The sequence below is a fragment of the Streptomyces sp. NPDC051180 genome, from assembly GCF_040689545.1.
Taxonomy (GTDB): Bacteria; Actinomycetota; Actinomycetes; order Streptomycetales; family Streptomycetaceae; genus Streptomyces.
Map to the genome: position 1 here is coordinate 34,420 of NZ_JBFBBC010000024.1, position 21,204 is coordinate 55,623.

General features: G+C 74.5%; 18 protein-coding genes. 12 read left to right on the top strand and 6 right to left on the bottom strand.

Annotated elements, in window-relative coordinates:
- Positions 1-85 precede the first annotated feature (85 nt).
- Entirely contained in the window at positions 86-712 is a 627-nt protein-coding gene (locus AB0424_RS29310; protein ID WP_366309629.1) for a nucleoside/nucleotide kinase family protein, read from the top strand.
- A gap of 171 nt (positions 713-883) precedes the next feature.
- Here the strand turns inward: AB0424_RS29310 and AB0424_RS29315 are convergent, their stop codons facing one another.
- Positions 884-1,621: a hypothetical protein gene (locus AB0424_RS29315; protein ID WP_366309631.1), complete on the bottom strand. Its 738-nt coding sequence runs from the start codon at positions 1,619-1,621 to the stop codon at positions 884-886.
- Between the two features lie 96 nt (positions 1,622-1,717).
- Between AB0424_RS29315 and AB0424_RS29320 the strand changes: the two genes are divergently transcribed.
- From AB0424_RS29320 to AB0424_RS29335, 4 genes are all read left to right on the top strand, one after another.
- Complete coding sequence (locus AB0424_RS29320; protein WP_366309633.1) at positions 1,718-2,242, top strand: tetratricopeptide repeat protein; 525 nt, start codon at positions 1,718-1,720, stop codon at positions 2,240-2,242.
- Between the two features lie 12 nt (positions 2,243-2,254).
- Positions 2,255-3,136 carry a LysR family transcriptional regulator gene (locus AB0424_RS29325; RefSeq protein WP_366309635.1) on the top strand — a complete coding sequence of 294 codons (882 nt, stop codon included), beginning with the start codon at positions 2,255-2,257 and terminating at the stop codon, positions 3,134-3,136.
- 49 nt (positions 3,137-3,185) lie between these two features.
- Positions 3,186-4,145: a hypothetical protein gene (locus AB0424_RS29330; protein ID WP_366309637.1), complete on the top strand. Its 960-nt coding sequence runs from the start codon at positions 3,186-3,188 to the stop codon at positions 4,143-4,145.
- Between the two features lie 86 nt (positions 4,146-4,231).
- Positions 4,232-5,374 (top strand): aminopeptidase P family protein, encoded by a 1,143-nt coding sequence (locus AB0424_RS29335; protein ID WP_366309639.1) that lies wholly within the window; start codon positions 4,232-4,234, stop codon positions 5,372-5,374.
- A 7-nt stretch (positions 5,375-5,381) separates the two neighbouring features.
- On the opposite strand, the gene AB0424_RS29340 is transcribed toward AB0424_RS29335, so the two are convergent.
- From AB0424_RS29340 to AB0424_RS29350, 3 genes are all read right to left on the bottom strand, one after another.
- Positions 5,382-6,230, bottom strand: a complete 849-nt coding sequence (locus AB0424_RS29340; RefSeq protein WP_366309641.1) for an alpha/beta hydrolase — start codon at positions 6,228-6,230, stop codon at positions 5,382-5,384.
- A 34-nt stretch (positions 6,231-6,264) separates the two neighbouring features.
- Entirely contained in the window at positions 6,265-8,016 is a 1,752-nt protein-coding gene (treZ, locus tag AB0424_RS29345; protein ID WP_366309643.1) for a malto-oligosyltrehalose trehalohydrolase, read from the bottom strand.
- A gap of 61 nt (positions 8,017-8,077) precedes the next feature.
- Positions 8,078-8,995: a GNAT family N-acetyltransferase gene (locus tag AB0424_RS29350; RefSeq protein ID WP_366309685.1), complete on the bottom strand. Its 918-nt coding sequence runs from the start codon at positions 8,993-8,995 to the stop codon at positions 8,078-8,080.
- A 240-nt stretch (positions 8,996-9,235) separates the two neighbouring features.
- Here AB0424_RS29350 and AB0424_RS29355 point away from each other — a divergent pair, with 240 nt between their 5' ends.
- The 3 genes from AB0424_RS29355 (at position 9,236) to AB0424_RS29365 (ending at position 11,647) form a co-directional block, all read left to right on the top strand.
- Positions 9,236-9,784 (top strand): DUF1707 and FHA domain-containing protein, encoded by a 549-nt coding sequence (locus AB0424_RS29355; protein ID WP_366309645.1) that lies wholly within the window; start codon positions 9,236-9,238, stop codon positions 9,782-9,784.
- A 135-nt stretch (positions 9,785-9,919) separates the two neighbouring features.
- A complete protein-coding gene (locus AB0424_RS29360) occupies positions 9,920-11,047 on the top strand; it encodes a cytochrome P450 (RefSeq protein ID WP_366309647.1) in 1,128 nt (375 codons plus the stop codon).
- Between the two features lie 99 nt (positions 11,048-11,146).
- Positions 11,147-11,647, top strand: a complete 501-nt coding sequence (locus AB0424_RS29365; RefSeq protein ID WP_366309649.1) for a hypothetical protein — start codon at positions 11,147-11,149, stop codon at positions 11,645-11,647.
- 19 nt (positions 11,648-11,666) lie between these two features.
- Here the strand turns inward: AB0424_RS29365 and treY are convergent, their stop codons facing one another.
- Positions 11,667-14,036 (bottom strand): malto-oligosyltrehalose synthase, encoded by a 2,370-nt coding sequence (gene treY, locus AB0424_RS29370; RefSeq protein WP_366309651.1) that lies wholly within the window; start codon positions 14,034-14,036, stop codon positions 11,667-11,669.
- Between the two features lie 90 nt (positions 14,037-14,126).
- Between treY and AB0424_RS29375 the strand changes: the two genes are divergently transcribed.
- Complete coding sequence (locus tag AB0424_RS29375; protein WP_366309687.1) at positions 14,127-15,371, top strand: MFS transporter; 1,245 nt, start codon at positions 14,127-14,129, stop codon at positions 15,369-15,371.
- Here AB0424_RS29375 and glgX read toward each other — a convergent pair.
- Positions 15,340-17,460 carry a glycogen debranching protein GlgX gene (gene glgX / locus AB0424_RS29380; protein WP_366309653.1) on the bottom strand — a complete coding sequence of 707 codons (2,121 nt, stop codon included), beginning with the start codon at positions 17,458-17,460 and terminating at the stop codon, positions 15,340-15,342. The two genes, AB0424_RS29375 and glgX, sit on opposite strands and share 32 nt — an antisense overlap.
- A gap of 189 nt (positions 17,461-17,649) precedes the next feature.
- On the opposite strand from glgX, the gene AB0424_RS29385 reads away from it, so the two are divergent.
- From AB0424_RS29385 to AB0424_RS29395, 3 genes are all read left to right on the top strand, one after another.
- Entirely contained in the window at positions 17,650-18,435 is a 786-nt protein-coding gene (locus AB0424_RS29385; RefSeq protein ID WP_366309689.1) for a Tat pathway signal sequence domain protein, read from the top strand.
- 50 nt (positions 18,436-18,485) lie between these two features.
- Positions 18,486-19,814, top strand: a complete 1,329-nt coding sequence (locus AB0424_RS29390) for a copper amine oxidase (protein ID WP_366309655.1) — start codon at positions 18,486-18,488, stop codon at positions 19,812-19,814.
- A gap of 110 nt (positions 19,815-19,924) precedes the next feature.
- Complete coding sequence (locus AB0424_RS29395) at positions 19,925-21,193, top strand: SAV2148 family HEPN domain-containing protein (RefSeq protein WP_366309657.1); 1,269 nt, start codon at positions 19,925-19,927, stop codon at positions 21,191-21,193.
- Positions 21,194-21,204: the final 11 nt, after the last annotated feature.

Below are 21,204 nucleotides of genomic sequence, written 5' to 3' on the forward strand. Positions count from 1 at the left end.
GAGGGTCGCACCGAGGGTAGGGGGAGGGGCGCGGACGAGGGTCGGGCCCGCGCCCCCGGCCGGCCGCGGTGCGACAATGCCCCGCATGGACGCACAGGGGTTCGACCGGCTCGTGGCCCGCGCGCGAGGGCTCGCCGCACCCGGCCGGCGCCGGGTCCTCGGGCTCGCCGGAGCCCCCGGAGCCGGGAAGTCCACGCTCGCCGCCCGGCTCGTCGAGCGCCTCGACGGCCTCGCCGTCCTCGTCCCGATGGACGGCTTCCACCTCGCCCAGGCCGAACTGGAGCGACTCGGCAGAGCGGACCGCAAGGGCGCCCCCGACACCTTCGACGCCGCGGGGTACGCCGCGCTCCTCGCCCGCCTCCGCGCCCCCGAGCCCGGCACCACCGTCTACGCCCCCGCCTTCGACCGCGCCCTGGAGGAGCCCGTCGCCGGGTCGATCGCGGTCCCGCCCGACATCCCCCTCGTCGTCACCGAGGGCAACTACCTCCTCCACGACGAGCCCCCGTGGTCCGCCGTCCTCCCCCTCCTCGACGAGACCTGGTACCTCGACCTGGATCCCGCCCACCGCGTCCCCCGGCTCGTCGCGCGCCACATCCGCTTCGGCAAGGACCCCGACCACGCCGCCCGCTGGGTCCACGACTCCGACGAGGCCAACGCCCGCCTCGTCGCCCGCGGCCGCCACCGCGCCCACCTCGTCGTGCCGATGGACTAGGGCCTGTCGTCAAATTCCCCTCTGCCCCGCGACGCCTGGCACGCGCTCTCGCCGCACCGGGCGAAAGCGCGAGTACGCCCAGTACGAGCACTTCCACCCGGCACACCGAGAGCACGCACCAGACGCCGCAGGGCCGCCCTTCGGGCAACGAGGGGATTTTGACGACAGGCCCTAGCCCGCCGCGTGCTCCGTCGCCGCCACCGCCAGGGCGCGGACGAGGGGGTGGGGCCGGGTGCCGTCGCCGGCGAGTTCGGGCTGGAAGAGGGTGGCGAGGAAGAAGGGGTGGGAGGGCAGTTCGGCGATGCGGACGCCGCCCTCCTCGTCGGCGCCGGTGAAGCGCAGGCCGTGGGCGCTCAGCGTGTCGAGGTGGCGGGTGCCGGGGCCGTACGCGCAGTGGTAGCGCTCGGACGTCCGCTCGGCGCCGAGGGCCCGCTCGGCCAGGGAGCCGGGGGAGACGCGGACGACGCCCTCGTGTCCCACGAGGGAGCAGGCGAGGGGCGCGACGAGCAGGTCGCCGGGGTCGGCGGCCGGGTCGTTCTCGGCGTGCGCGGCGCGCTCCAGGCCGCAGACGTTCCGCGCGTACTCCAGGAGGGTGTGCTGGAAGCCGCCGCAGGTGCCGAGGAAGGGCACGCCGTCCTCGCGGGCGCTGCGGATCGCCGCGAGGGCGCCCGCCTCGCTCGCGTACGGGCTGCCCGGGAGGACCCAGACCGCGTCGAAGCCCGTCACCGCGCCGTCCGCCGCCGCGTCGGGGGTCGGGATCCAGTACGCGTCCAGGGCGAGGCCGTCGCGCTCGGCGAGGGCGTCGAGGAGGACGGGGACGCGGACGTGCGAGCGGACGTGCGGGGAGCGGTCGCCGACCAGGGCGATCCGGGGCGTGCGGACGGGGCGGGGAAGCGGAGTGGTGTGCATGGCCACCATGCTGTGCGGCGGCCCTCGTTCACGTCCAACGATGATTCCTGCATCGTCCATCACGAACGCTGATGCACGGCTGGATAGGGTGGCCGCATGACGAACGATCAGGACTGGGAGCGCCGCGTCGCCGCGCTCTGGGAGCGGCTCGACGCGTACGAGCCCGCCGACTTCCGGGCACGGGTCGCCGCACTCGCCGCCGAGCGCCCCGCCGACGACCCCGCCGCCCTCTTCGAGCAGGGCGCCGCCCACGACTCCACCGGCCTGCCGGAGCAGGCCGTCGCGCTCTACCGGCGTGCCCTGGACGGCGGGCTCACCGGACTGCGCCGCCGCCGGGCCGTCATCCAGCTCGCCAGCAGCCTGCGCAACCTCGGCCGGCCCGACCGCAGCGTCGAACTCCTCACCGCCGAGAGGGACATCCCCGCCGACCGGCTCGACGCCGACGAGACGGCGCTCGCCGGCGCCGTCGACGCCTTCCTCGCCCTCGCCCTCGCCGACACCGGGCGCGACCGCGAGGCCGCCTCCCTCGCCCTCGGCGCCCTCGCCCCGCTGCTGCCCCGCTACAACCGCTCGCTCGCCCACTACGCCCGCGCCCTGCTCACCGCCCCCGACGGGTCCTGAGCCGCCGCTCCGATGGATCCGCACCTGCTCCGCACCTACGTCGCCGTCACCCGGCTCGCCTCCTTCTCGGCGGCGGCGCGCACCCTCGGCTACACCCAGTCCGCGGTCTCCCAGCACATCGCCGCCCTGGAGGCCGACCTCGGAACGCCGCTGCTCACCCGGCGGCCCGTCGCACCGACGCCGGCCGGCGAACGGCTCCTGGAACACGCCGGGGCGCTGCTGCTCCGCCTCGACGCCGCCCGGGCCGACCTCGGCCGGTTCGCCGCCGCGCCCCGCGCGACCCTGGACGTCGCCGCCTCCCCGCTCGCCCTGCACCCCCGTGCCCTCGCCGCGCTGCCCGCCACCGGCGTCACCCTGAGGAGCCTGCCCCGGGACCGGGTGCCCGCCGCCGTCGCGACCGGCGAGGCCGACGCCGGACTCGTCGACGGCATCGCCGCCCCCAGCGACCCGCTGCGGCTGCCCGACATCGCCCCGCTCGCCTCGGCCCGTGTCGCCGAGGAGCCGCTCGCCGTCGTCCTGCCCACGGACCATCCGCTCGCCCGGCGCACCGGGCTCCGACTCGACGACCTCGTCGACGCCCGCTGGCTCGACGCCCCCGCCGCCGGTGTCCCCCTCGACCTGCTGCGGGCCGTCCACGCCGGACCCGCCGGCCGGGGCTTCCGCACCGCCCTGCGCTACGAGGGCACCGACCCCCGCACCCTCACCGCACTCGCCGCCGCCGGCCACGGACTGGTGCTGCTGCCGCTCCCCGCGGCCGGCGGGGTCCCCGGCGCCACCGCCGTGCCCCTCGTCTCACCCCGGCTCGTCCACCGCACCGAACTGCTGGTCGCGGCGGGCGCGCACGGCGAAGCCGCGGGGCCGGTGGCCGAGTTCACCCGACGGCTGGGGAGCTGACATCCGCAGTCGCTACCCTGTGCGCAACGGCGACGGAAGGCGGGCAGGCGTGGGGTGGCTGCGACGAGGACCCAGGCGGGACGGCGACGACGCACCGAGGGACCCCGAGTTCGCGTACTTCTCCGAGCGCGAGGCCGCGCTCTTCCGCGGCCGGGTGCGACAGACCTTCGCCGAACTCGGCCTGGAGGTCACGGTCTACGCCGACCACGTCATCGACGACAAGGGCCGCCGCTTCGGCCTGGGGAACCTCGCCGCCGTCTGCCACCAGGACCGGCGCGGCCCGCGCGTCTGGCCCGGCACGATCGAGCGGCACATCGGCCTCGTCGTCCGCGCCATGGACGGCCCCTCCGCCCTCGACACCCTGCCGCCCGAGCAGATCCGCGCCCAGCTCTACCCCCGGGTCGTCAGCGGCGACGGCATCGACGCGGCCGCCTTCGGCTACGCGAGGACGGTCGCCCCCGGGCTGTACGAGATCCTCGCCCTCGACCTGCCGGAGAGCGTCATGATGCTCACGGACGAGGCGCTCGAACGGCTCGGCGACCACGCACAGCTCCGCGACCGGGCGCTGCGGAACCTGCGCGGACTGCCGGTGGAGGAGCACGAGACCGTGCGCGACGCCGACGGCATGTGCTTCGAGATCATCCTCGGCGACTCCTTCTACACCGCCAGCCGCGTCCTCGACCTCGACGGGGTGGTCCGGCGCACCACCGGCCTGCCGATCGGCGAGCACGGCGCCCTCGTCGCGCTGCCGTTCCGGCACCAGCTCGCCTTCCACCCCATCCGCGACACCTCGATCATCCCGGCGCTCGGCGCGATGGCCTCCTTCGCCGCCTCCGGGTACGAGGACGTGCCCGGCGCCATCAGCCCGTACGTCTTCTGGTGGCGCGGCGGCACGCTCACCCAGCTCAGCGAGCACGACGAGGAGCGGGGCGACCTGCGGATCGTCGTCGGCGACGACTTCCAGGACCTCCTGGAGCGGCTCATCGCCCAGGGCCCGGACCGCCGCTGACCCGGGTCGCGGCCGGCGGCGCCTCCCGGCAGGATGCTGGGGGACGAGTACGTCGCCGGACGCAGCGGAAGCCGAGGAGAAGCCCCATGCCGAGCACCGAAGCCGCCGAAGAGGTCGTGCCCTTCACCGCGGACGACTACCGGGCCCGGATGGCCCGCGCCGCCGAGTCCGCCGCCGACGCCGGGCTCGCCGGGGTGCTCGTCGCACCCGGCCCCGACCTGGTCTACCTCACCGGCTACCAGCCCACCGCCCTCACCGAGCGGCTCACCGTCCTGGTCCTCGCCGCCGGGCAGGATCCGGTCCTCGTCGTCCCCACCCTGGAGGCGCCCGACGCCGAGAAGGCCACCGGCGCCTCCGCGCTCACCCTGCGCGACTGGACCGACGGCAAGGACCCGTACGCCGTCACCGCGCCCCTCCTCGACGTCGACGGCCGCTTCGGCGTCAGCGACAACGCCTGGGCCATGCACCTCCTCGGCCTCCAGAAGGCCCTGCCCGGCACCTCGTACGTCTCCCTCACCGAGGCCCTGCCGATGCTCCGCGGCGTCAAGGACGCCCACGAGCTGGCCCGGATCGCCGCCGCCGGTGCCGCCGCCGACCGGGCGTACGGCGAGATCCTCAAGGTGCGCTTCGCCGGCCGCAAGGAGACCGACGTCGCCGCCGACCTCGCCCGGCTCCTCATGGAGTTCGGGCACTCGCAGGTCGACTTCACCGTCGTCGGCTCCGGCCCCAACGGCGCCAACCCCCACCACGAGGCCGGCGACCGGGTCATCGAGCACGGCGACATGGTCGTCCTCGACTTCGGCGGCCTCAAGCACGGCTACGGCTCCGACACCACCCGCACCGTCCACGTCGGCGAGCCCACCGACGAGGAGCGGCGCGTCCACGACCTCGTCCGGGAGGCCCAGCAGGCCGGCTTCGAGGCGGTCCGCCCCGGCGTCGCCTGCCAGGACGTCGACCGGGCGGCCCGCAAGGTCATCACCGACGCCGGGTTCGGCGAGTTCTTCATCCACCGCACCGGTCACGGCATCGGCGTCACCACCCACGAACCCCCGTACATGATCGAGGGCGAGCGACTGCCGATCGTCCCCGGCATGTGCTTCTCCATCGAACCCGGCGTCTACCTGCCCGGCCGCTTCGGCGTCCGCATCGAGGACATCGTCACGGCCACCGAGGACGGCGCGGGCCGCCGCTTCAACAACACCCCCCACGAGATGGCGATCGTCGAGTAGCCACCCGTCAGGGGTGTACGAGCGCGGCGATCCGCTCCGGGAACTCCTCCACCACCAGATGGCCCGCACCCGGCAGGACGCCGAGTTCCAGGCCGTCCAGGCGGCGGCGGACGGCCGGCCGCAGGCGCCCCGGCGGCAGGAAGACGTCGTGCTCCCCGGTCGCCACCGTCACCGGCACCTTGCGGGCACGGGGTTCCGCGCGTCCCGGCGCCCCGCTGGAGCGCGTGTTCCGGGCGACGAGCGTCATCCACTCCACCAGCTCGGCCCGGGGCTCACGGCCCGGCGCGTGCAGGGCGCGCAGCAGCCTGGCGCTGCGCGCGGGGGTGGGACGCAGGTACCAGGCGGCCGAGACGGCGAGCAGAGCGGGCGGCAGACGCAGCGCGCACAGGCCGCCGGGGGAGACGAGGACCAGCCGCTCGATGCACGTCGAGGAGGCGGACAGGGCGATGGCGGCGCCGAAGGAGTGACCGAGGACCGTGACGGGCCGGCCGCCGCCGACCTCGGCGACGGCCTCGTCGAGCCAACGGCCGTACCAGCTCAACCTGCCCTTCGCCAGGTCGCGTTCGTCGGAGCTCAGACCCGGCTGGCCGGGCACGTCGAGCAGCGCGACCCGGTGGCCGGCCGCGAGCAGGGCGTCGGCCAGGGGCAGGGACGCGGCGGCGTTGAGGTTCGTGCCCGGGACGAGGACGACCGTCGTCCCCTCCGGGCCGGGGGACCCCGCGGTCACGACGTGCGTCCCGGCCCCTCCCGCGTGGAAGACGTCCTGCTCGTGCGGCACCGGCCAGGCGTCGAGCCGGGCGAGGCACCAGTCCCGTATCCGTTCCCTGCCCGCTCCGGTGCGGTGGATGGAGGTCATCCGCCGAGTATCCACCGGGGCGGGCGCCGACCGGTCAGCCGTCGGTGAGGACGATCGCCGACTCGCCCGGCAGGTGCAGCAGTCCGTCCGCGCCGGGGGCCTCGACCGGGTCCCAGGCGGCCAGGACGCGGTCGCGTCCGTTGGTGCCCAGGGGGATGACCGCGGTCTCCCCGCCGAGGTTGACCGCCACGCGCAGGTCGCCGCGGCGGAAGACCAGCCAGCGGGCCTCCTCGTCGAAGGCGACCTTCACCCCCGCCAGGTCGGGGTCGGTGAGGTCGGGGAGGGTGCGGCGCAGGGCGATGAGCTGGCGGTACCAGGCGAGCAGGCGCTTGTGGGGGTCGCGTTCGCGTTCGGTCCGGTCGAGCACGGACCGGTCGCGGGTGGCCGGGTCCTGGGGGTCGGGCACGTCGTTCTCGGACCAGCCGTGCTCCGCGAACTCCCGCCGCCTGCCGCGCCGCACGGCCTCGGCGAGCTCCGGGTCGGTGTGGTCGGTGAAGTACTGCCAGGGCGTCGTGGCGCCCCACTCCTCGCCCATGAAGAGCATCGGCACCGAGGGGCCGGTGAGCACCAGGGTCGCCGCGCAGGCCAGCAGGCCGGGGGAGAGGGAGGCCGAGAGCCGGTCGCCCAGGGCCCGGTTGCCGATCTGGTCGTGGGTCTGGGAGTAGCCGAGGAACCGGTGGGCGGGGGTGCGCTCCCGGTCCACCGGCCTGCCGTGGTGCCGGTCGCGGAACGTCGAGAACGTCCCGTCGTGGAAGAAGACATGGGTGAGCGTCTTGGCGACCGCCGCCATCGGCGCCCGCGCGAAGTCCCCGTAGTACCCCTGGGACTCGCCGGTCAGAGCGGTGTGCAGAGCGTGGTGGAAGTCGTCGTTCCACTGTGCGTGGACACCCAGGCCGCCGAGCGTGCGCGGCGTCGTCGTCCGCGGGTCCCCCAGATCGGACTCGGCGACCAGGAAGTGGTGGCGGCCCTGCTCCTTGGCCAACTCGTCCACGGCCGAGGAGAGTTCCTCGATGAAGGTCAGCGCCCGGGTGTCGGCCAGCGCGTGCACCGCGTCCAGCCGCAGCCCGTCGATCCGGTAGTCCCGCAGCCAGGCGAGCGCGCTGCCCGCGAAGTAGGCCCGCACCTCGTCGGAACCGGGCGCGTCCAGGTTCACGGCGGCGCCCCACGGCGTGTGGTGGCTGTCGGTGAAGTACGGTCCGAAGAAGGGGAGATGGTTGCCGGACGGGCCCAGGTGGTTGTGGACCACGTCCAGGACCACGCCCATGCCGAGGCCGTGCGCGGTGTCCACGAACCGCTTCAGGGCCCCCGGGCCGCCGTACGGCTCGTGGACCGCCCACGGCGCCACCCCGTCGTACCCCCAGCCCCGCACCCCGGGGAACGGGCACAGCGGCATCAGCTCCACATGGGTGATGCCGAGCCCGGCCAGCTCCCCGAGGCGCGCGGCCGCCGCGTCCAGGGTCCCCTCCGGGGTGAAGGTGCCGACGTGCAGCTCGTACAGGACGGCGCCGCGCAGCCGCAGCCGGGGGGACTCGTGGTGCCAGGCGTACGCGGAGTGGTCGACGACCGCGCTCAGGCCGTCGGGCCCGTCGGGCTGGCGGCGCGAGCGCGGATCGGGCAGGACCGGGTGGTGGTCCAGGGCGAAGCCGTACCGGTCGCCGTCCTCGGCGGGGACGACGCCGGTCCACCAGCCCTCCCGCTCGGCGTCTCTTTCCAGGGGGTGGGCGACGCCTTCCAGCGCCAGCACCACCCGGTCACGGGCGCTCGGCGCCCACACCTCGAAGAGCACGGGAATCCCCTCGTCGACGGCCCAGTCACTCCACCACGGACTACCGCGACCATCCTGGCAGTCAGGAACCCGGCGCGCCCGGCACGTCCCACACGTAGTTGATCGCGCGCTCGAAGTTCACGTAACCCGCCCGGGCGAACGCCGCCGCCATCGGGACGTTCCCCAGGTCGGTCGCCGCCCGGACGCGCGGCACGTCGACGGCGGCCAGGACGCGGGTGCCCTCCGCCAGGATCTCGTCGATGTGCCCCTGCCCGCGGTGCGCCGGCAGGACGCCGATGTACGCGATCGTGTGGTGGTAGTTGTTCCGCGCCGGGATGACGAAGCCGACCGGCTCCCCGCTCTCCGGCAGGAGGGCGACCCGCCACCAGGCGCGGGGCGAGGAGTAGTGCGCGAGCTCCTCGTCGAAGTGGAGCTCCGCCGCCTCCCGCACCGACAGACCCGACGCCAGGTCCGCCCGGCCGTGGGCGTCGAGCGTCCCCTCCATCACCGGAGTCATCAGGGCCACGAGGTCCTCGCGGTCCCGCACCGGCCGGAAGTCCAGACGCCCGGTCGGCTCCGGCACCGGGGTCCCGGGGCGCCACTCCAGACGGAGCCGCTCGACCAGGGCCCGGGCCCCCGTGCGCTCCAGGACGCCGAAGACGGATGCGAGCAGGGAGCGGACCTCCGGCACGTCGCGCCAGTCCGCCGGCATGTACCGCTCGAACTCCGGGCGGCGCGTGCCCGCCGGGATCACCGCGGCCGTGGCGGTCTCCAGGAGCCGTACGCCGACCTCGACGCGCTCCTCGTGCGACAGCTCGGGGGAGAGGTCGAGGAAGTCGAGGGCCTGCGGCGCGGAGCCGGCTGCCTTCGTCCACCAGGAGAGCCTGCCCAGGAGCCGGTCGCCGTCGAGGGCGACCCACATCCACTCCGGCAGCCGGCGGCCGGTGGCGAGGTCGTCGGCGAGTTCGTGGTCGAGCGAGTAGGAGAGGCCGAGGAACAGGTCCAGTTCCCCGGGGCCGGTGAGCGGGCGGACGACGAGGCCCTGCGGGGCCGGGGAGGCGGGCGAGGAAGCGGTCGGAGAAGAAGCGGTCGAAGACGTGGTCACGTCGGGATTTCCCCCTGGGGATCCGGGTTGCGAGGACGGCAGACCGTAACAGGGGCGCCCCCGCGGCCGGTAGCGAATTCCCAGGCCACGGGGGCTTCTGGACACTGCGGGCCCGGCGGGCCGACAATCGACCGTGTGACGACCCCTTTCGAGCTTCCGGCGAACTCTCCTCGGCTGACCGACGCCGAGCGGGACCGTGCGCTGGTGCTGCTCCGTGAGGGCGCCGCTCAGGGCCGCCTCTCGCACGACACGTTCCTCTTCCGGATGGAGCGCGCGCTCCAGGCCCGGCGGCCGGACGAACTCGACCTGCTCACGGCGGACCTGAGGACCGAGGGAACCTGGACCCGGCGGGTGGTGGGCGCGGTCGAGCGGATGTCCGCGTTCACGGCGCGCCTGGGCCGCGCCTGGCACGCGGAGCGGCTCCCGAAGCTGCTGATGCCCCGCCCGGGACCGCATCCGCTGCGGATCGGCCGCGACCCGGTCAACGGGCTGCGGCTCAGCCACGAGACGGCCTCCCGGCTGCACGCCGAACTCTCCCTCCAGGGCGGGATGTGGGTGCTGCGCGACCTCGGCTCGACGAACGGCACCACCGTCAACGGCCGCCGGGTGACCGGCGCCGTGGTGGTGCGGCCGGGCGACGTGGTCGGCTTCGGCCAGATGGCCTTCCGCCTCTCCCACGACTGACCCCCGCCCGACACCGCGGGCGTTCACCCGTTCGGCGGTACGCGGCGGGCGGCGGGGCCCGGCCGATGGTGGGCTGGGGGGACCCGCGCCGCCTTCTCCGGCCGCGGCACCCACCGCCGATCGACAGGGGGCGCCATGAGCGACGAGCCGAACCGCGGCATAGGGGCCGACCGGCCCCGGGCGGCCGACGACCCCTGGAGCCGCATCCCGTCCATGGCGCCCGCCGTGCCGTCGGACGCGGGCGCCGCCTCGCACCGGGCCGGCGCCCCGCCCCGTACCCCCGGCGCCGTGCCGGGCCGGGTGCGGACCGCCGTCGACCCGGTCGCCCCCGGGCCGGGCGGGCCGACCGGCCGGACCGTCGCGCCGAGCCCCCTCGACCCCGGCGCCTCGCGCGACCCGCACCGCATCCACCGGGTCCTGCGCGAGGAGTTCCCGCTCACCTACGACCCGCTGCTGCGCGCCTGGGTGCTCAGCCGGTACGCGGACGTCGCCGCCGCACTCACCGACGCCCGCTTCACGCACGGCCACCGGCCGGGCGACCCGCCGTGCGACGACGCGCACGTCGACATCGGCGTCGCCGCGCTGGGGGCGGTCGCGGAGCGCACCGCGTTCGTCCTCGCCCGCCGGATCGCCGAGCGCGGCCAGGCCGATCTGGTCGCCGACTTCTGTCACTGGCTGCCCGCCGGGACGGTGGCCGCCGCCGTCGGCGTGCCCTATCGGGACATGATGCGGCTGGTGCGCGGGCGGGCGGCCGGAGCGCTGGCGGGGGAGTGCGGCGGTCAGATCGCCGTACGGGAGAAGGCGCTCGCGTCCTTCCTCGCCAACGTCCTCACCGACCCCGACCTGGTCGCCGCCCTGCGTGACGCGCCCGCGGGGCTGGTGGCCCGCGCCTGGACGGAGTCGCTGCGGCGCGATCCGCCGGTGCAGATCGCCGTGCGCCGCACCCGCGCGGAGGTCCCGGTGAGCGGCGGCACCGTCCCGGCCGGCGCGGCGGTGGCGCTGCTCATCGGGTCGGCGGGCCGCGATCCGGAGCGCTTCCGCGACCCCGACCGCTTCGACCCGTTCCGCGACGACGGCGACCAGCTCACCTACGGCAGCGGCCGCTGCCCGGCCGTCATCCTCGCCGGGCTCGAAGCCGAGTACGCGCTGCGCGCGCTCTTCGCGGCCATGCCCCGGCTCCGTCTCGCCGACGGCTTCCGCCCCACGTACACCGGCCTGATCACCCGGGCTCCGCGGAGTCTGATCGTCCGTCCGGGCGGCTGAGCCGGGACGGAGGCGGGCGGAGGGTCCCACGACCGCTGTTAGGGTGACGTGCGCTCGTCAAGAAGCGTATGTCTTACCACTTTCAACGGGGATTCAAACATGAAGATGCGTCATGTCCGCGCCATCGCTGTCTTCGGCATCGCGGTCGTCGCCCTCACGGGTGCCCGCGGCTCCCACGGCGGCAGCTGCGGCGGCAGCAGCTCCGGTGGCAGCAGCTCCAGCAGCGGCGGCAGCAACCACAGCGACAACGACGGCACCTCGGGCAGCAGCTCCGGCGGCTCCGTCACCGGCGGCTCCGGCAGCTCGAACAAGGCCGTCCGCGACGTGACCATCGACGAGTGCACCTACGACGCCGCGACCAAGAACCTCGTCGCCCGCGTCACCGTCAAGAACGACGGCGTGCTCGACTACGACTACAACATCACCATGCGGTTCACCGGCGACGCGGGCGGCACCGCCGTCCCCGCGACCGCGACCAAGACCGCCATCGCGGTCAAGGCCGGGGCCTCCGAGCGCGCCGAACTCGCCACCCCCTACCCGGGCTCCGGCGACGCCTCCGAGTACACCAAGTGCGAGGTCTCGCGCGTCTCCCGCTCCTGACCCGCGCCGGGCGGGCGGCTCACCCCGCCCGCACCAGGAGCGCCACCGGCCGGTCGGCGAACAGCTCGGCGAGCTTGAGCTCGGTCGCCGGCCCGCCGGTGAACTCCCGTACACCGTCGAGGACATCGGCCCAGCGGCCGTCCGGCAGGACCAGTTCCGTGTCCTGCCAGCCACCGGCCTCGGCCAGCCGGAGCGACAGCCGGGTCACCGCCGTCACCACCGCGCCCGAGCGGGCGAAGGCGAGACAGTGGTCGGCCGCCGGACCGCTCGCCGCCAGCGGGACGTACGTGCCGCCGGGGCCGAACACCTCCGGCCGGGCGCGGCGCAGCGCCAGCGCCGCCCGGACCAGGGCCGTGCGGTCGTCGTCGGGGCCGACCGCGAACGGGGCCCGGTTGTCCGGGTCGACCAGGGCCCGGTACTCCCGCTCCGTGTTCTGGTAGAGCTCCGGCACCCCCGGCATCGTCAGCTGCGCGAGGACCGCGCCCAGCGCGTGCGCCCGGATGTGCGGCTCCAGTGCGAAGGCGGCCTCCGAGGCGGACCGCAGCGGGAGCCGGCCCGGTCCGGCCGCGGCGAAGTCGGCGACGGCCCGCTCGTACCCCGCGTCCGGCTCGGTCCAGCTGGTCCGCAGCCCCGCCTCCCGCACGGACTTGAGGATCGCGGGCACCAGCCGCTCCGCGTCGGGCGCGCCGAAACCGAAGGCCGTCTGCCAGGCGTTCCACGCCACGTGCGGGTCGGGGGCGGGCACCCCCGCCACCTCGGCGAGGAGCTCCTCCCACACCCGCGGGCACTGGGCGAGCACCGCGATGGCGGCCCGCACGTCGGCGCTGCGCTTGGTGTCGTGCGTGGAGAGCACGGTCCCGGCGGACGGCCAGTCCCGGGCGATCCGCCGGCAGTACGCGTGGAACTCCTCCACCGGCACCGCCGGGCGCCCCGCGTCGCCGCCCACCTCGTTCGCGGACAGCAGCGGCGTGTACCGGTAGAAGGCTGTGTCCTCCACCGACTTGGCCCGCAGCGCGGACGAGGTCTGCGCGAACCGGGCCCGGAACGAACGGTGTTCGGGGCCGTCTCCGCGCAGGCCGAGCGCCAGGTCGCGTACGGTGTCGACCGCCGCCGCCTCCTCCGGCACCGCGAACGCGGCCTTCGCGCCGCGCGCGGCCTCCGCGGTCAGCACCTCCTCGCCGCCGCTCCGGTAGGGGCGGTAGACCGGCACGCGGACCAGGAGTTCGCGGATCGCGGTGGCGAGCGCCCAGGGGGCGTGATCGCGCAGCGCGGGATCGGCGGCGCAGATCCGGCCCGCGATCCGGGTCAGCGCGGCCGTCTCGGAGGCCAGGTCGTGGGTCACCACCTCGTACGCCGCGCGCCGCGCGGTGGCCTCCCACCGCCCGCCCCGGTCCGCGGCCTTGCCGACGAACTCCCGGTAGAGCTCGGCGAGTTCCTCGGAGCCGGCCTGATCGGTGAACACGCCGTCGAGCTGCCGGAGCGCGTCGTACCCGGTGGTGCCGGCGACGGGCCAGGCGTCGGGCAGCGTCTCCGCCCCCGTGAGGATCTTCTCCACCACCGTCCAGCACCGCCCGCCGGTCGCCGCCGCCAGGTCCTCCAGATACCCCTGGGGGTCGGCGAGCCCGTCCGGGTGGTCGATCCGCAGGCCCTCCACCACACCGTCCGCGACCAGTTCCACGATCTTCGCGTGGGTCGCGGCGAAGACCTCCGGGTCCTCCACCCGCACCCCGATCAGCTCGGAGACGGTGAAGAAGCGCCGGTAGTCGAGCTCCGTACGGGCCAGCCGCCACCATCCGAGCCGGTACCACTGGGCGTCGAGCAGCTCGTCCAGCGGCAGGCCCTCCGTCCCCGGGCGGAGCGGGAACTCCTGGCCGTCCAGGTGCAGCGAGCCGCCGGCGACCCGCATCCGGTCCCTGACCTCCGGGAGCCGCGCCGGCAGCACCGGAAGCAGCATCCGGCCGTCCCCGGCCCGCCAGTCGACGTCGAACCAGCGGGCGAACGGCGAGTCGGGTCCCTCGCGGAGCACCGCGCGCAGCGCGTGGTTGTGCCGGGGGTCGGCCGCCATGTGGTTGGGCACCAGGTCCACGACCAGGCCGAGCCCGTGCGCCCGGGCGGTCGCGGCCAGCGCCCGCAGCCCCTCCTCGCCGCCCAGCTCCGCCCGCACGGACCGGTGGTCGGTCACGTCGTAGCCGTGGGTCGAGCCGGGCACCGCCTCGAGCACCGGCGAGAGGTGGAGGTGCGAGACCCCCAGCCCGGCGAGGTACGGCACGGCCCGCTCGGCGGCGGCGAAGGGGAACTCCGGCTGGAGCTGGAGGCGGTAGGTCGCGGTGGGGACGGGAGCGGCGGCGGACGCGGCGGACCGGGTGGACGGGACCGGGAGAGAGGTCATGCGAACGTACGTACCCCGCCGGAGGGCTTCTGTGTCATCGCCTCATGCACCCGTTCGTGTGCATCGCGTTACGTTCGCCTGATGCTCCGGATGTATCGCGACACGCTGTCCCTGCTCGGCCCGGTCCTGCCGGTGGTCTCCTTCCTCGGCCGGCTGCCGACCGCCATGTGCCAGCTCGGCAGCCTGCTCCTGGTCGCCGAGACGAGCGGCTCCCTCGCCGTGGCCGGGCTCGCGGGCGGCGCGCTCGCCGCCGGACAGACCGTCGCCGGACCGCTCGTCGGCCGTCTCGCCGACCGGCACGGCCAGCGCGGGGTGGTGCTCGCCGCCTCCCTCGCCAACGCCGTCGCGGTCACTGCCCTGGTCCTCGCCGCCCTCGACCGGTCCCCCACCGCCTGGCTGATGGCGCTCGGCGTGCTCGCCGGAGCGACCGTCCCCCAGGTCGGGCCGCTCGCCCGGACCCGCTCGGTGGCCCTCGCCCGCCGCTCCGGGGCGGACGACCGGGTCGTCGGCGCCGTGCTCTCCTTCGAGGGGACCCTCGACGAGGTGTCCTTCGTCCTCGGCCCGGCCTTCGTCGGTCTCGCCGCGGCCCTCGCCCACCCTGCCGCCGCCCTGCTGGCCGCCGCTCTCCTGCTGCTCGTCTGCGGCTCCGCCTTCGCCCTCCACCCCACGGCCCGGGCCACCGCCCCGGAGACGACCGCTTCCACCCGGAAGAGTGCCGCCGAACGGACGCGGCTGCCGGCGTCGGCGTACGCCCTGCGGGGGACGATGGTCCTCCAGGGCGCCATGTTCGGCGCCTCGCAGGCCGGGATCACCGCGCTGACCGAGCGGCTCGGGGCGCCCGCGCAGGCCGGGCTCGTCTACGCGGCGATGGGCGTGATGAGCGCGGCCGTCGGCCTCTCGATGGCGGCCGTGCCCGCCCGCGTCGGGCTGACCACCCGCTGGCGCGCCGCCACCGCCGGGCTGGTCGTGCTCTCGGTCCCGCTGCTCGCCGTCGGTTCCCTCGGCGCGCTGTACGCGGTGGTGATCGTCCTCGGCGCCGCCTACGCCCCCCATCTGATCACCGTCTTCGGCCTCACCGAGCGGACCGTGCCCGCCGGCCGGCTCGCCGAGTCGATGGCCTTCCTCACCAGCGGGATCGTCGGCGGCCAGGCCCTCGCCCTCGCGCTCTCCGGCCGGCTCGCCGAGGGCCACGGCGCCCCCGCCGCCTTCGCGGTGGCGGTGGGGGCGGCCGTGGCCTGCGCGGTGCTGTCCTGGACGGTACGGATCCGGATGCCGGAACCGGCGACGCCGCAGGACGCCGGCCTCAGGCCGGCCGGCGCAGAACGGTCAGGCTGAGCGGCGCGAGCGTCACCCGTTCGCCCGCCGCGAGCTCCGGGCCCTCCTGCGGCGGCATGCCCTCGGGGTCGGAGGTGTCGACGACCGTCCGCCAGCAGCGTCCGTGACTGTCGGGCACCGCGAACTCCAGCTCCTGGGACGAGGCGTTGAACATCAGCAGGAAGGAGTCGTCGGCGATCCGCTCGCCCTGGGTGCCCGGCTCCGAGATCGCGTTCCCGTTGAGGAAGACGGTGAGCGCCTGGGCGTGCGCCGCCTGCCAGTCGCGGGACGTCATCTCCTCGCCCTCGGGGGTGAACCACGCGATGTCGGTCAGCTCGTCGTGGGTGCCCTCCACCGGCCGCCCGTGGAAGAACCGGCGGCGCCGGAAGACCGGATGGTCGTGCCGCAGCCGGACCATCGCCCGGGTGAACCGCAGCAGGGTTCCCTCGGCCTCGCTGTTCTCCTTCGGCCACCGGACCCAGGACACCTCGTTGTCCTGGCAGTACGCGTTGTTGTTGCCCTCCTGCGTCCGGCCGAACTCGTCGCCGTGGCTGAGCATCGGCACGCCCTGCGACAGCATCAGGGTGGCCAGGAAGTTGCGCGTCTGGCGGGCGCGCAGCTCGGCGATCCCGACGTCCTCGGTCTCGCCCTCCACCCCGCAGTTCCAGGAGCGGTTGTGGCTCTCGCCGTCCCGGTTGCCCTCGCCGTTCGCCTCGTTGTGCTTGTCGTTGTACGAGACGAGGTCGCGCAGGGTGAAACCGTCGTGGCAGGTCACGAAGTTGACCGAGGCGAGCGGGCGCCGGCCGTCGTCCTGGTAGAGGTCGGAGGAGCCGGTGAGCCGGGAGGCGAACTCGGCGAGGGTGCGCGGCTCGCCCCGCCACAGGTCCCGGACGCAGTCGCGGTACTTGCCGTTCCACTCGGTCCACAGCGGCGGGAAGTTGCCCACCTGGTAGCCGCCCTCGCCGACGTCCCAGGGTTCGGCGATGAGCTTCACCTGGCTCACCACCGGGTCCTGCTGCACCAGGTCGAAGAACGACGACAGCCGGTCCACCTCGTGGAACTGGCGCGCCAGGGTGGCCGCCAGGTCGAAGCGGAAGCCGTCCACGTGCATCTCGGTGACCCAGTACCGCAGGCTGTCCATGATCAGCTGCAGCACGTGCGGGGAGCGCATGAGCAGCGAGTTCCCCGTGCCGGTGGTGTCCATGTAGTAGCGGGGATCGTCCGCGAGCCGGTAGTACGAGGGGTTGTCCAGGCCCCGCATGGAGAGCGTGGGGCCCAGGTGGTTGCCCTCGGCGGTGTGGTTGTAGACCACGTCGAGGATGACCTCGATGCCCGCCTGGTGCAGGGCCCGGACCGCCGACTTGAACTCCAGGACCTGCTGGCCCCGGTCGCCCCAGGACGCGTACGCGTTGTGCGGGGCGAAGAAGCCGATCGTGTTGTAGCCCCAGTAGTTCGACAGTCCCGAGTCGACCAGGCGGTGGTCGTTCACGAACTGGTGGACGGGCATCAGTTCGAGCGCCGTGACGCCGAGTTCCTTCAGGTGGCCGATGACCGACGGGTGGGCGAGCCCCGCGTAGGTGCCCCGCAGTTCCTCCGGAAGGTCCGGGTGGAGCATCGTCAGGCCCTTCACATGGGCCTCGTAGATGACCGTGTGGTGGTACTCGGTGCGCGGGCGCCGGTCGTCGCCCCAGTCGAAGTACGGATTGACCACGACCGAGGTCATCGTGTGCGGGCCCGAGTCGAGGTCGTTGCGCGCGTCCGGCCGCCCGAACGGGTAGCCGTACACCGCCTCGCCCCACTTCACCTGCCCCGACACCGCGCGCGCGTAGGGGTCGAGGAGCAGCTTCGCCGCGTTGCACCGCAGCCCGCGCTCCGGCGCGTACGGGCCGTGCACCCGGAACCCGTAGCGCTGACCCGGCATCACACCCGGCAGGTAGGCGTGCCGGACGAAGGCGTCCGTCTCGCGCAGCTCCACCGCCGTCTCCGAGCCGTCGTCGTGGAGCAGACACAGCTCGATCCTGTGGGCGGCCTCCGAGAAGACCGCGAAGTTGGTGCCCGCTCCGTCGTAGGTGGCGCCCAGGGGGTACGCCTGTCCCGGCCAGACTTGCATGGATTCGACTCTTCCTCTTCTGTCCGGGTTCTGGAGGTGTTCTTCGGCCAGATCCTGCCCGAAACTGGGGCAACCTCCTAGGACTTAGCCCCGTCCTACCGGGTGACCGCAGACCAAGAGGGGGATGGAGGGGGAAGTGTGTACGAAATAGCGCGCCGCCACCTGGGGAAGGTGGTGGCCGGAGCGGCCATGGCGGTGACGGGAACGGCCGTCGCGGTCGCGATCGCCCTGCCGGGGGCTTCCGTGGGGGCGACTCCGCCCACGCCGGCGGGTGCCACCGCGCTCGGCGGGGCGAACGGCGGGGGCGGGGCGAACGGGCCGGCGGAGGACGGTGCCGTGCAGGCCGCCGGCGCCACGCCCGGACCCGCGACCGTGGCACCGCGGGTCCCCGAGGGGGCGAAGGGCGTGGGCAGCGACCCGCTCACCGACGACGAGCTCGCACGGGCCGAGGCGCTGGCGCTGACCCCGCCCGCGGCCGCCGCCCTGGAGAACGTCGAGGGCGGCCGCGGCCCGCAGCACCTGGGCACCGAACTCTCCGACCCGCAGCCCGGCGACGACACGCGCCGCGCCGACGTCCGGTTCTACGACTACGGGCGGGACGAGCTCATCACCCGGACCGTCAACCTGGTCACGGGGAAGGTCGAGAGGTCGGCCGCCCAGCGCGGGGTCCAGCCCTCCGCCCACCCCGAGGAACTGCGCGAGGCGATGGAGCTGATCCTCGCGAGCCCGCTCGGCCAGGGGGTCAAGGAGGACTACGCGGACGCCACCGGCACGCGGCTCACCTCGCCCGCCCAGCTCTGGTTCAACGGCGACGTCTACCGGCCCTACCGCGAGGCGAACGTGCCCGCGCAGCTGGCCCGTTGCGGCGAGCACCGGTGCGTCCGGCTGGTCACCAAGGTCCTCAACGGGGCCTGGATCGACACCCGCGACCTGATCGTCGACCTCTCCGCAAGGACCGTCACCCGCGTCGGCTGACCACCGCCGCACCGGTTCCCACCCGCGTTCGTACGAGGGAGTACGTCCCCATGTCCACCCAGCCAGACCGGCGCGGCCGCCGGCGGGGCGCCGCCCTGACCGTCGGCGTCCTGCTCGCCGGCGCCACCGCCGCAGCGGGCCCCGCCACCGGCGCCACCGCCGCACCCGCACCGCCCGCCCCGACGCGCACCGCGACCGCCGCCCCGCCCGGCTGCTCCGCCGCGTACCACATCATGCAGAAGCTCGACGGCGGCGCCACCTGGCGCATGTGCTGGCGCTACAGCACCGACGCGGGCCTCACCCTGGACCGCGTCACCTACCAGCCGCCCGGCGCCGCCGCCCCCATCCGGGTCCTCACCAGCGCCCGGCTCGCCCAGATCCACGTGCCGTACGACGACGGCGGTGCCGAGTACGACGACCTCACCGGCGCCGGCTTCGGCTGGGGCCTGCAGAACCTCAAGCCGGCCGAGTGCCCCGGCGGCACCCTGACCACGGTCAAGGTGCCCGAGGTCGGCCAGATCAAGGGCCTGTGCACCACGACCCGGGCCCGCGGCCACGCGTACCGCATGGCCAGCGACGGCGGCGAGAAGGTCTACCAGGCCCAGGCCAAGGACCTGCTCGTCTACACGGTGAACAAGGTCGGCTGGTACGAGTACATCTCCGAATGGCGCTTCTCCGCCGATGGCACCATCGGCGCCAACGTCGGTGCCACCGGCAGCCTTTCGCCGGTCGACTACAACGCCACCGACGGCCGCGGCTGGCCCCTCGGCAAGGGTGCCAAGGACTACGCGACCAGCCACGCCCACAACGTCTTCTGGAAGCTCGACTTCGGCCTGGACGGCACCACCAACGACCGGATCGAGCAGTACGACTCCACCGTCACCCCGCCCGCGGCCGGCGGCGGCGGACCGACCGTGAAGACCCAGCGCACCCTCGTCACCAAGGAACTCGCCGGAGACGCCAAGAACATGCGCTGGTGGCGGGTGGTCAGCGGCACCGGGAAGAACGCCGACGGCCACGCCCGTTCGTACGAGATCGTGCCCGGCCACACCGACACCCACGCCGGGCGCGGCTTCAGCAAGCACGACGTGTACTTCACCCAGGCCCGCGCCTGCGAGCAGTACGCCAGCAACAACATCGGCAACTGCCCGGCCAACGCCGGTGACAGCGTGGACAAATGGGTCAACGGGGAGACTCTGACCAAACCGTCCGTGTGGGTCAACATAGGGTTCCACCACGTCGCCCGTGACGAGGACCAGCAGCCGATGCCGGTCCACTGGCAGGGCTTCCAGCTCGCGCCCCGGGACGTAACCGCTATGAATCCGCTCACTCCGCCCGATCTCGCCTCCGAGAACGGGCAGCCCGATCTGGGGAGTTGAGCAAGGAGCCTGACGATCCTGCTGCACCGCCTCCCGCTCGCGGAGTACCCTTCCTTGATCGTTGTCGGAGTGGTCGAAACGGGCTTCCAGGAGCAGAAGGCGGTGCACGGGTGAGCTCGGGAGGTCTGGAGCTGCCCCCAGGTGACGCGGGTCACGAAGGGGGGCCGGCCGACCCCGCCGAAGCGCCGGCCGGAGCCGTCGCGCCGCCCGGTGCGGTCACCGTCGCCCGGCCGGTGGAGATCGGCGCGGAGCTCGACTGGGGCGCCGAGGCATGGAGCGAGGTCCGCACCCGCGCCCAGCGCGCCGGCCGCGCCTACATCTGGCTGAACCTCGTCGAGCAGCGGCTCCGCGCCGTGGTCGCCGCCGTCCTGCGGCCCGTGTACGAACCCGTGCACGGCGAGGAGTGGGTGGTGGCCGCGGCCGGACCCGCCGGCCAGGAATGGGTGCAGCGGGCGGTCGCCGTCCGCGAGGTCTCCCGGCGCAAGGGCTACCTCCTCGACCCGGCCGACGACAACGTCCTCAGCTTCCTCACGCTGCCGCAGCTCCGCGAGCTGATGGTCCAGCACTGGCCGTGCTTCGAGCCCTACTTCGACGACCGGCGCGAGGTCGAGCTCGCCCTCGACGAGCTGGAGGTCACGCGCAACGTGGTCTCCCGCAACCGGGCCCTGTCGCTCACCGTCCTCGCCCAGTCGGAGCGGGCCTCCGCCCGCATCCTGGAGATCCTCGGCAGCGGCGCCGGGGTGCCCTCCGCCGACCGGCTGCCCGTCGACGCCGTCGAGGACCTCGTCGGCGACCGGTACGCGGACGTGGTCTCCGTCCACCCCGACCGGGTCCGGCTCCAGCGGCAGCTGCCCGCCGAGGACCTCTTCGGCGGGGCCCGCCGCCTCGACGCCACCGGCATAGGTCTCAATCTGCTCGTGCAGAACTTCTCCGGCCGGCGCATGGTCCGCCTCGCCGAGTCCGGCTGCCGGACCCGGCTCCTCTTCCTCAACCCCGCGAGCAGCGCCGTCAAGCGGCGCGAGCGCGAGCTCGGGCTGAAGAAGGGCGAGCTCAGCCGCTCCGTGGAGATGAACATCCTGCACATGCGCCGGGTCCGCTCCAAGCTGCGCGACCCGGGCGCCTTCCAGATCCACGTCTTCGACGAGACCCCCCGCTTCACCGCCTACCTCGTCGACGGCGACGGCCCCGACGGCGTCGGCGTCGTCCAGTCCTACCTGCGCCGCGCCCGCGGCATGGAGGCACCGGTCCTCGTCCTGCGCGGCGGCGGGCGCAACGTGGTCCGCCACGGCCAGCAGGCACGTGACGGGGATCACGGCCTCTTCGAGACCTACCGCGAGGAGTTCGAGTCCGTCTGGCTCGACTCCCGGCCCGTCTCCTGACCCCGCAGGGG

Bases quoted from the DNA above. Each gene is read 5' to 3' on its own strand.
- AB0424_RS29310 (WP_366309629.1), top strand. From the start codon at position 86: ATGGACGCACAGGGGTTCGACCGGCTCGTGGCCCGCGCGCGAGGGCTC.
- AB0424_RS29315 (WP_366309631.1), bottom strand. From the start codon at position 1,621: ATGCACACCACTCCGCTTCCCCGCCCCGTCCGCACGCCCCGGATCGCC.
- AB0424_RS29320 (WP_366309633.1), top strand. From the start codon at position 1,718: ATGACGAACGATCAGGACTGGGAGCGCCGCGTCGCCGCGCTCTGGGAG.
- AB0424_RS29325 (WP_366309635.1), top strand. From the start codon at position 2,255: ATGGATCCGCACCTGCTCCGCACCTACGTCGCCGTCACCCGGCTCGCC.
- AB0424_RS29335 (WP_366309639.1), top strand. From the start codon at position 4,232: ATGCCGAGCACCGAAGCCGCCGAAGAGGTCGTGCCCTTCACCGCGGAC.
- AB0424_RS29340 (WP_366309641.1), bottom strand. From the start codon at position 6,230: ATGACCTCCATCCACCGCACCGGAGCGGGCAGGGAACGGATACGGGAC.
- AB0424_RS29360 (WP_366309647.1), top strand. From the start codon at position 9,920: ATGAGCGACGAGCCGAACCGCGGCATAGGGGCCGACCGGCCCCGGGCG.
- AB0424_RS29365 (WP_366309649.1), top strand. From the start codon at position 11,147: ATGAAGATGCGTCATGTCCGCGCCATCGCTGTCTTCGGCATCGCGGTC.
- treY (WP_366309651.1), bottom strand. From the start codon at position 14,036: ATGACCTCTCTCCCGGTCCCGTCCACCCGGTCCGCCGCGTCCGCCGCC.
- AB0424_RS29375 (WP_366309687.1), top strand. From the start codon at position 14,127: ATGTATCGCGACACGCTGTCCCTGCTCGGCCCGGTCCTGCCGGTGGTC.
- glgX (WP_366309653.1), bottom strand. From the start codon at position 17,460: ATGCAAGTCTGGCCGGGACAGGCGTACCCCCTGGGCGCCACCTACGAC.
- AB0424_RS29385 (WP_366309689.1), top strand. From the start codon at position 17,650: ATGGCGGTGACGGGAACGGCCGTCGCGGTCGCGATCGCCCTGCCGGGG.
- AB0424_RS29390 (WP_366309655.1), top strand. From the start codon at position 18,486: ATGTCCACCCAGCCAGACCGGCGCGGCCGCCGGCGGGGCGCCGCCCTG.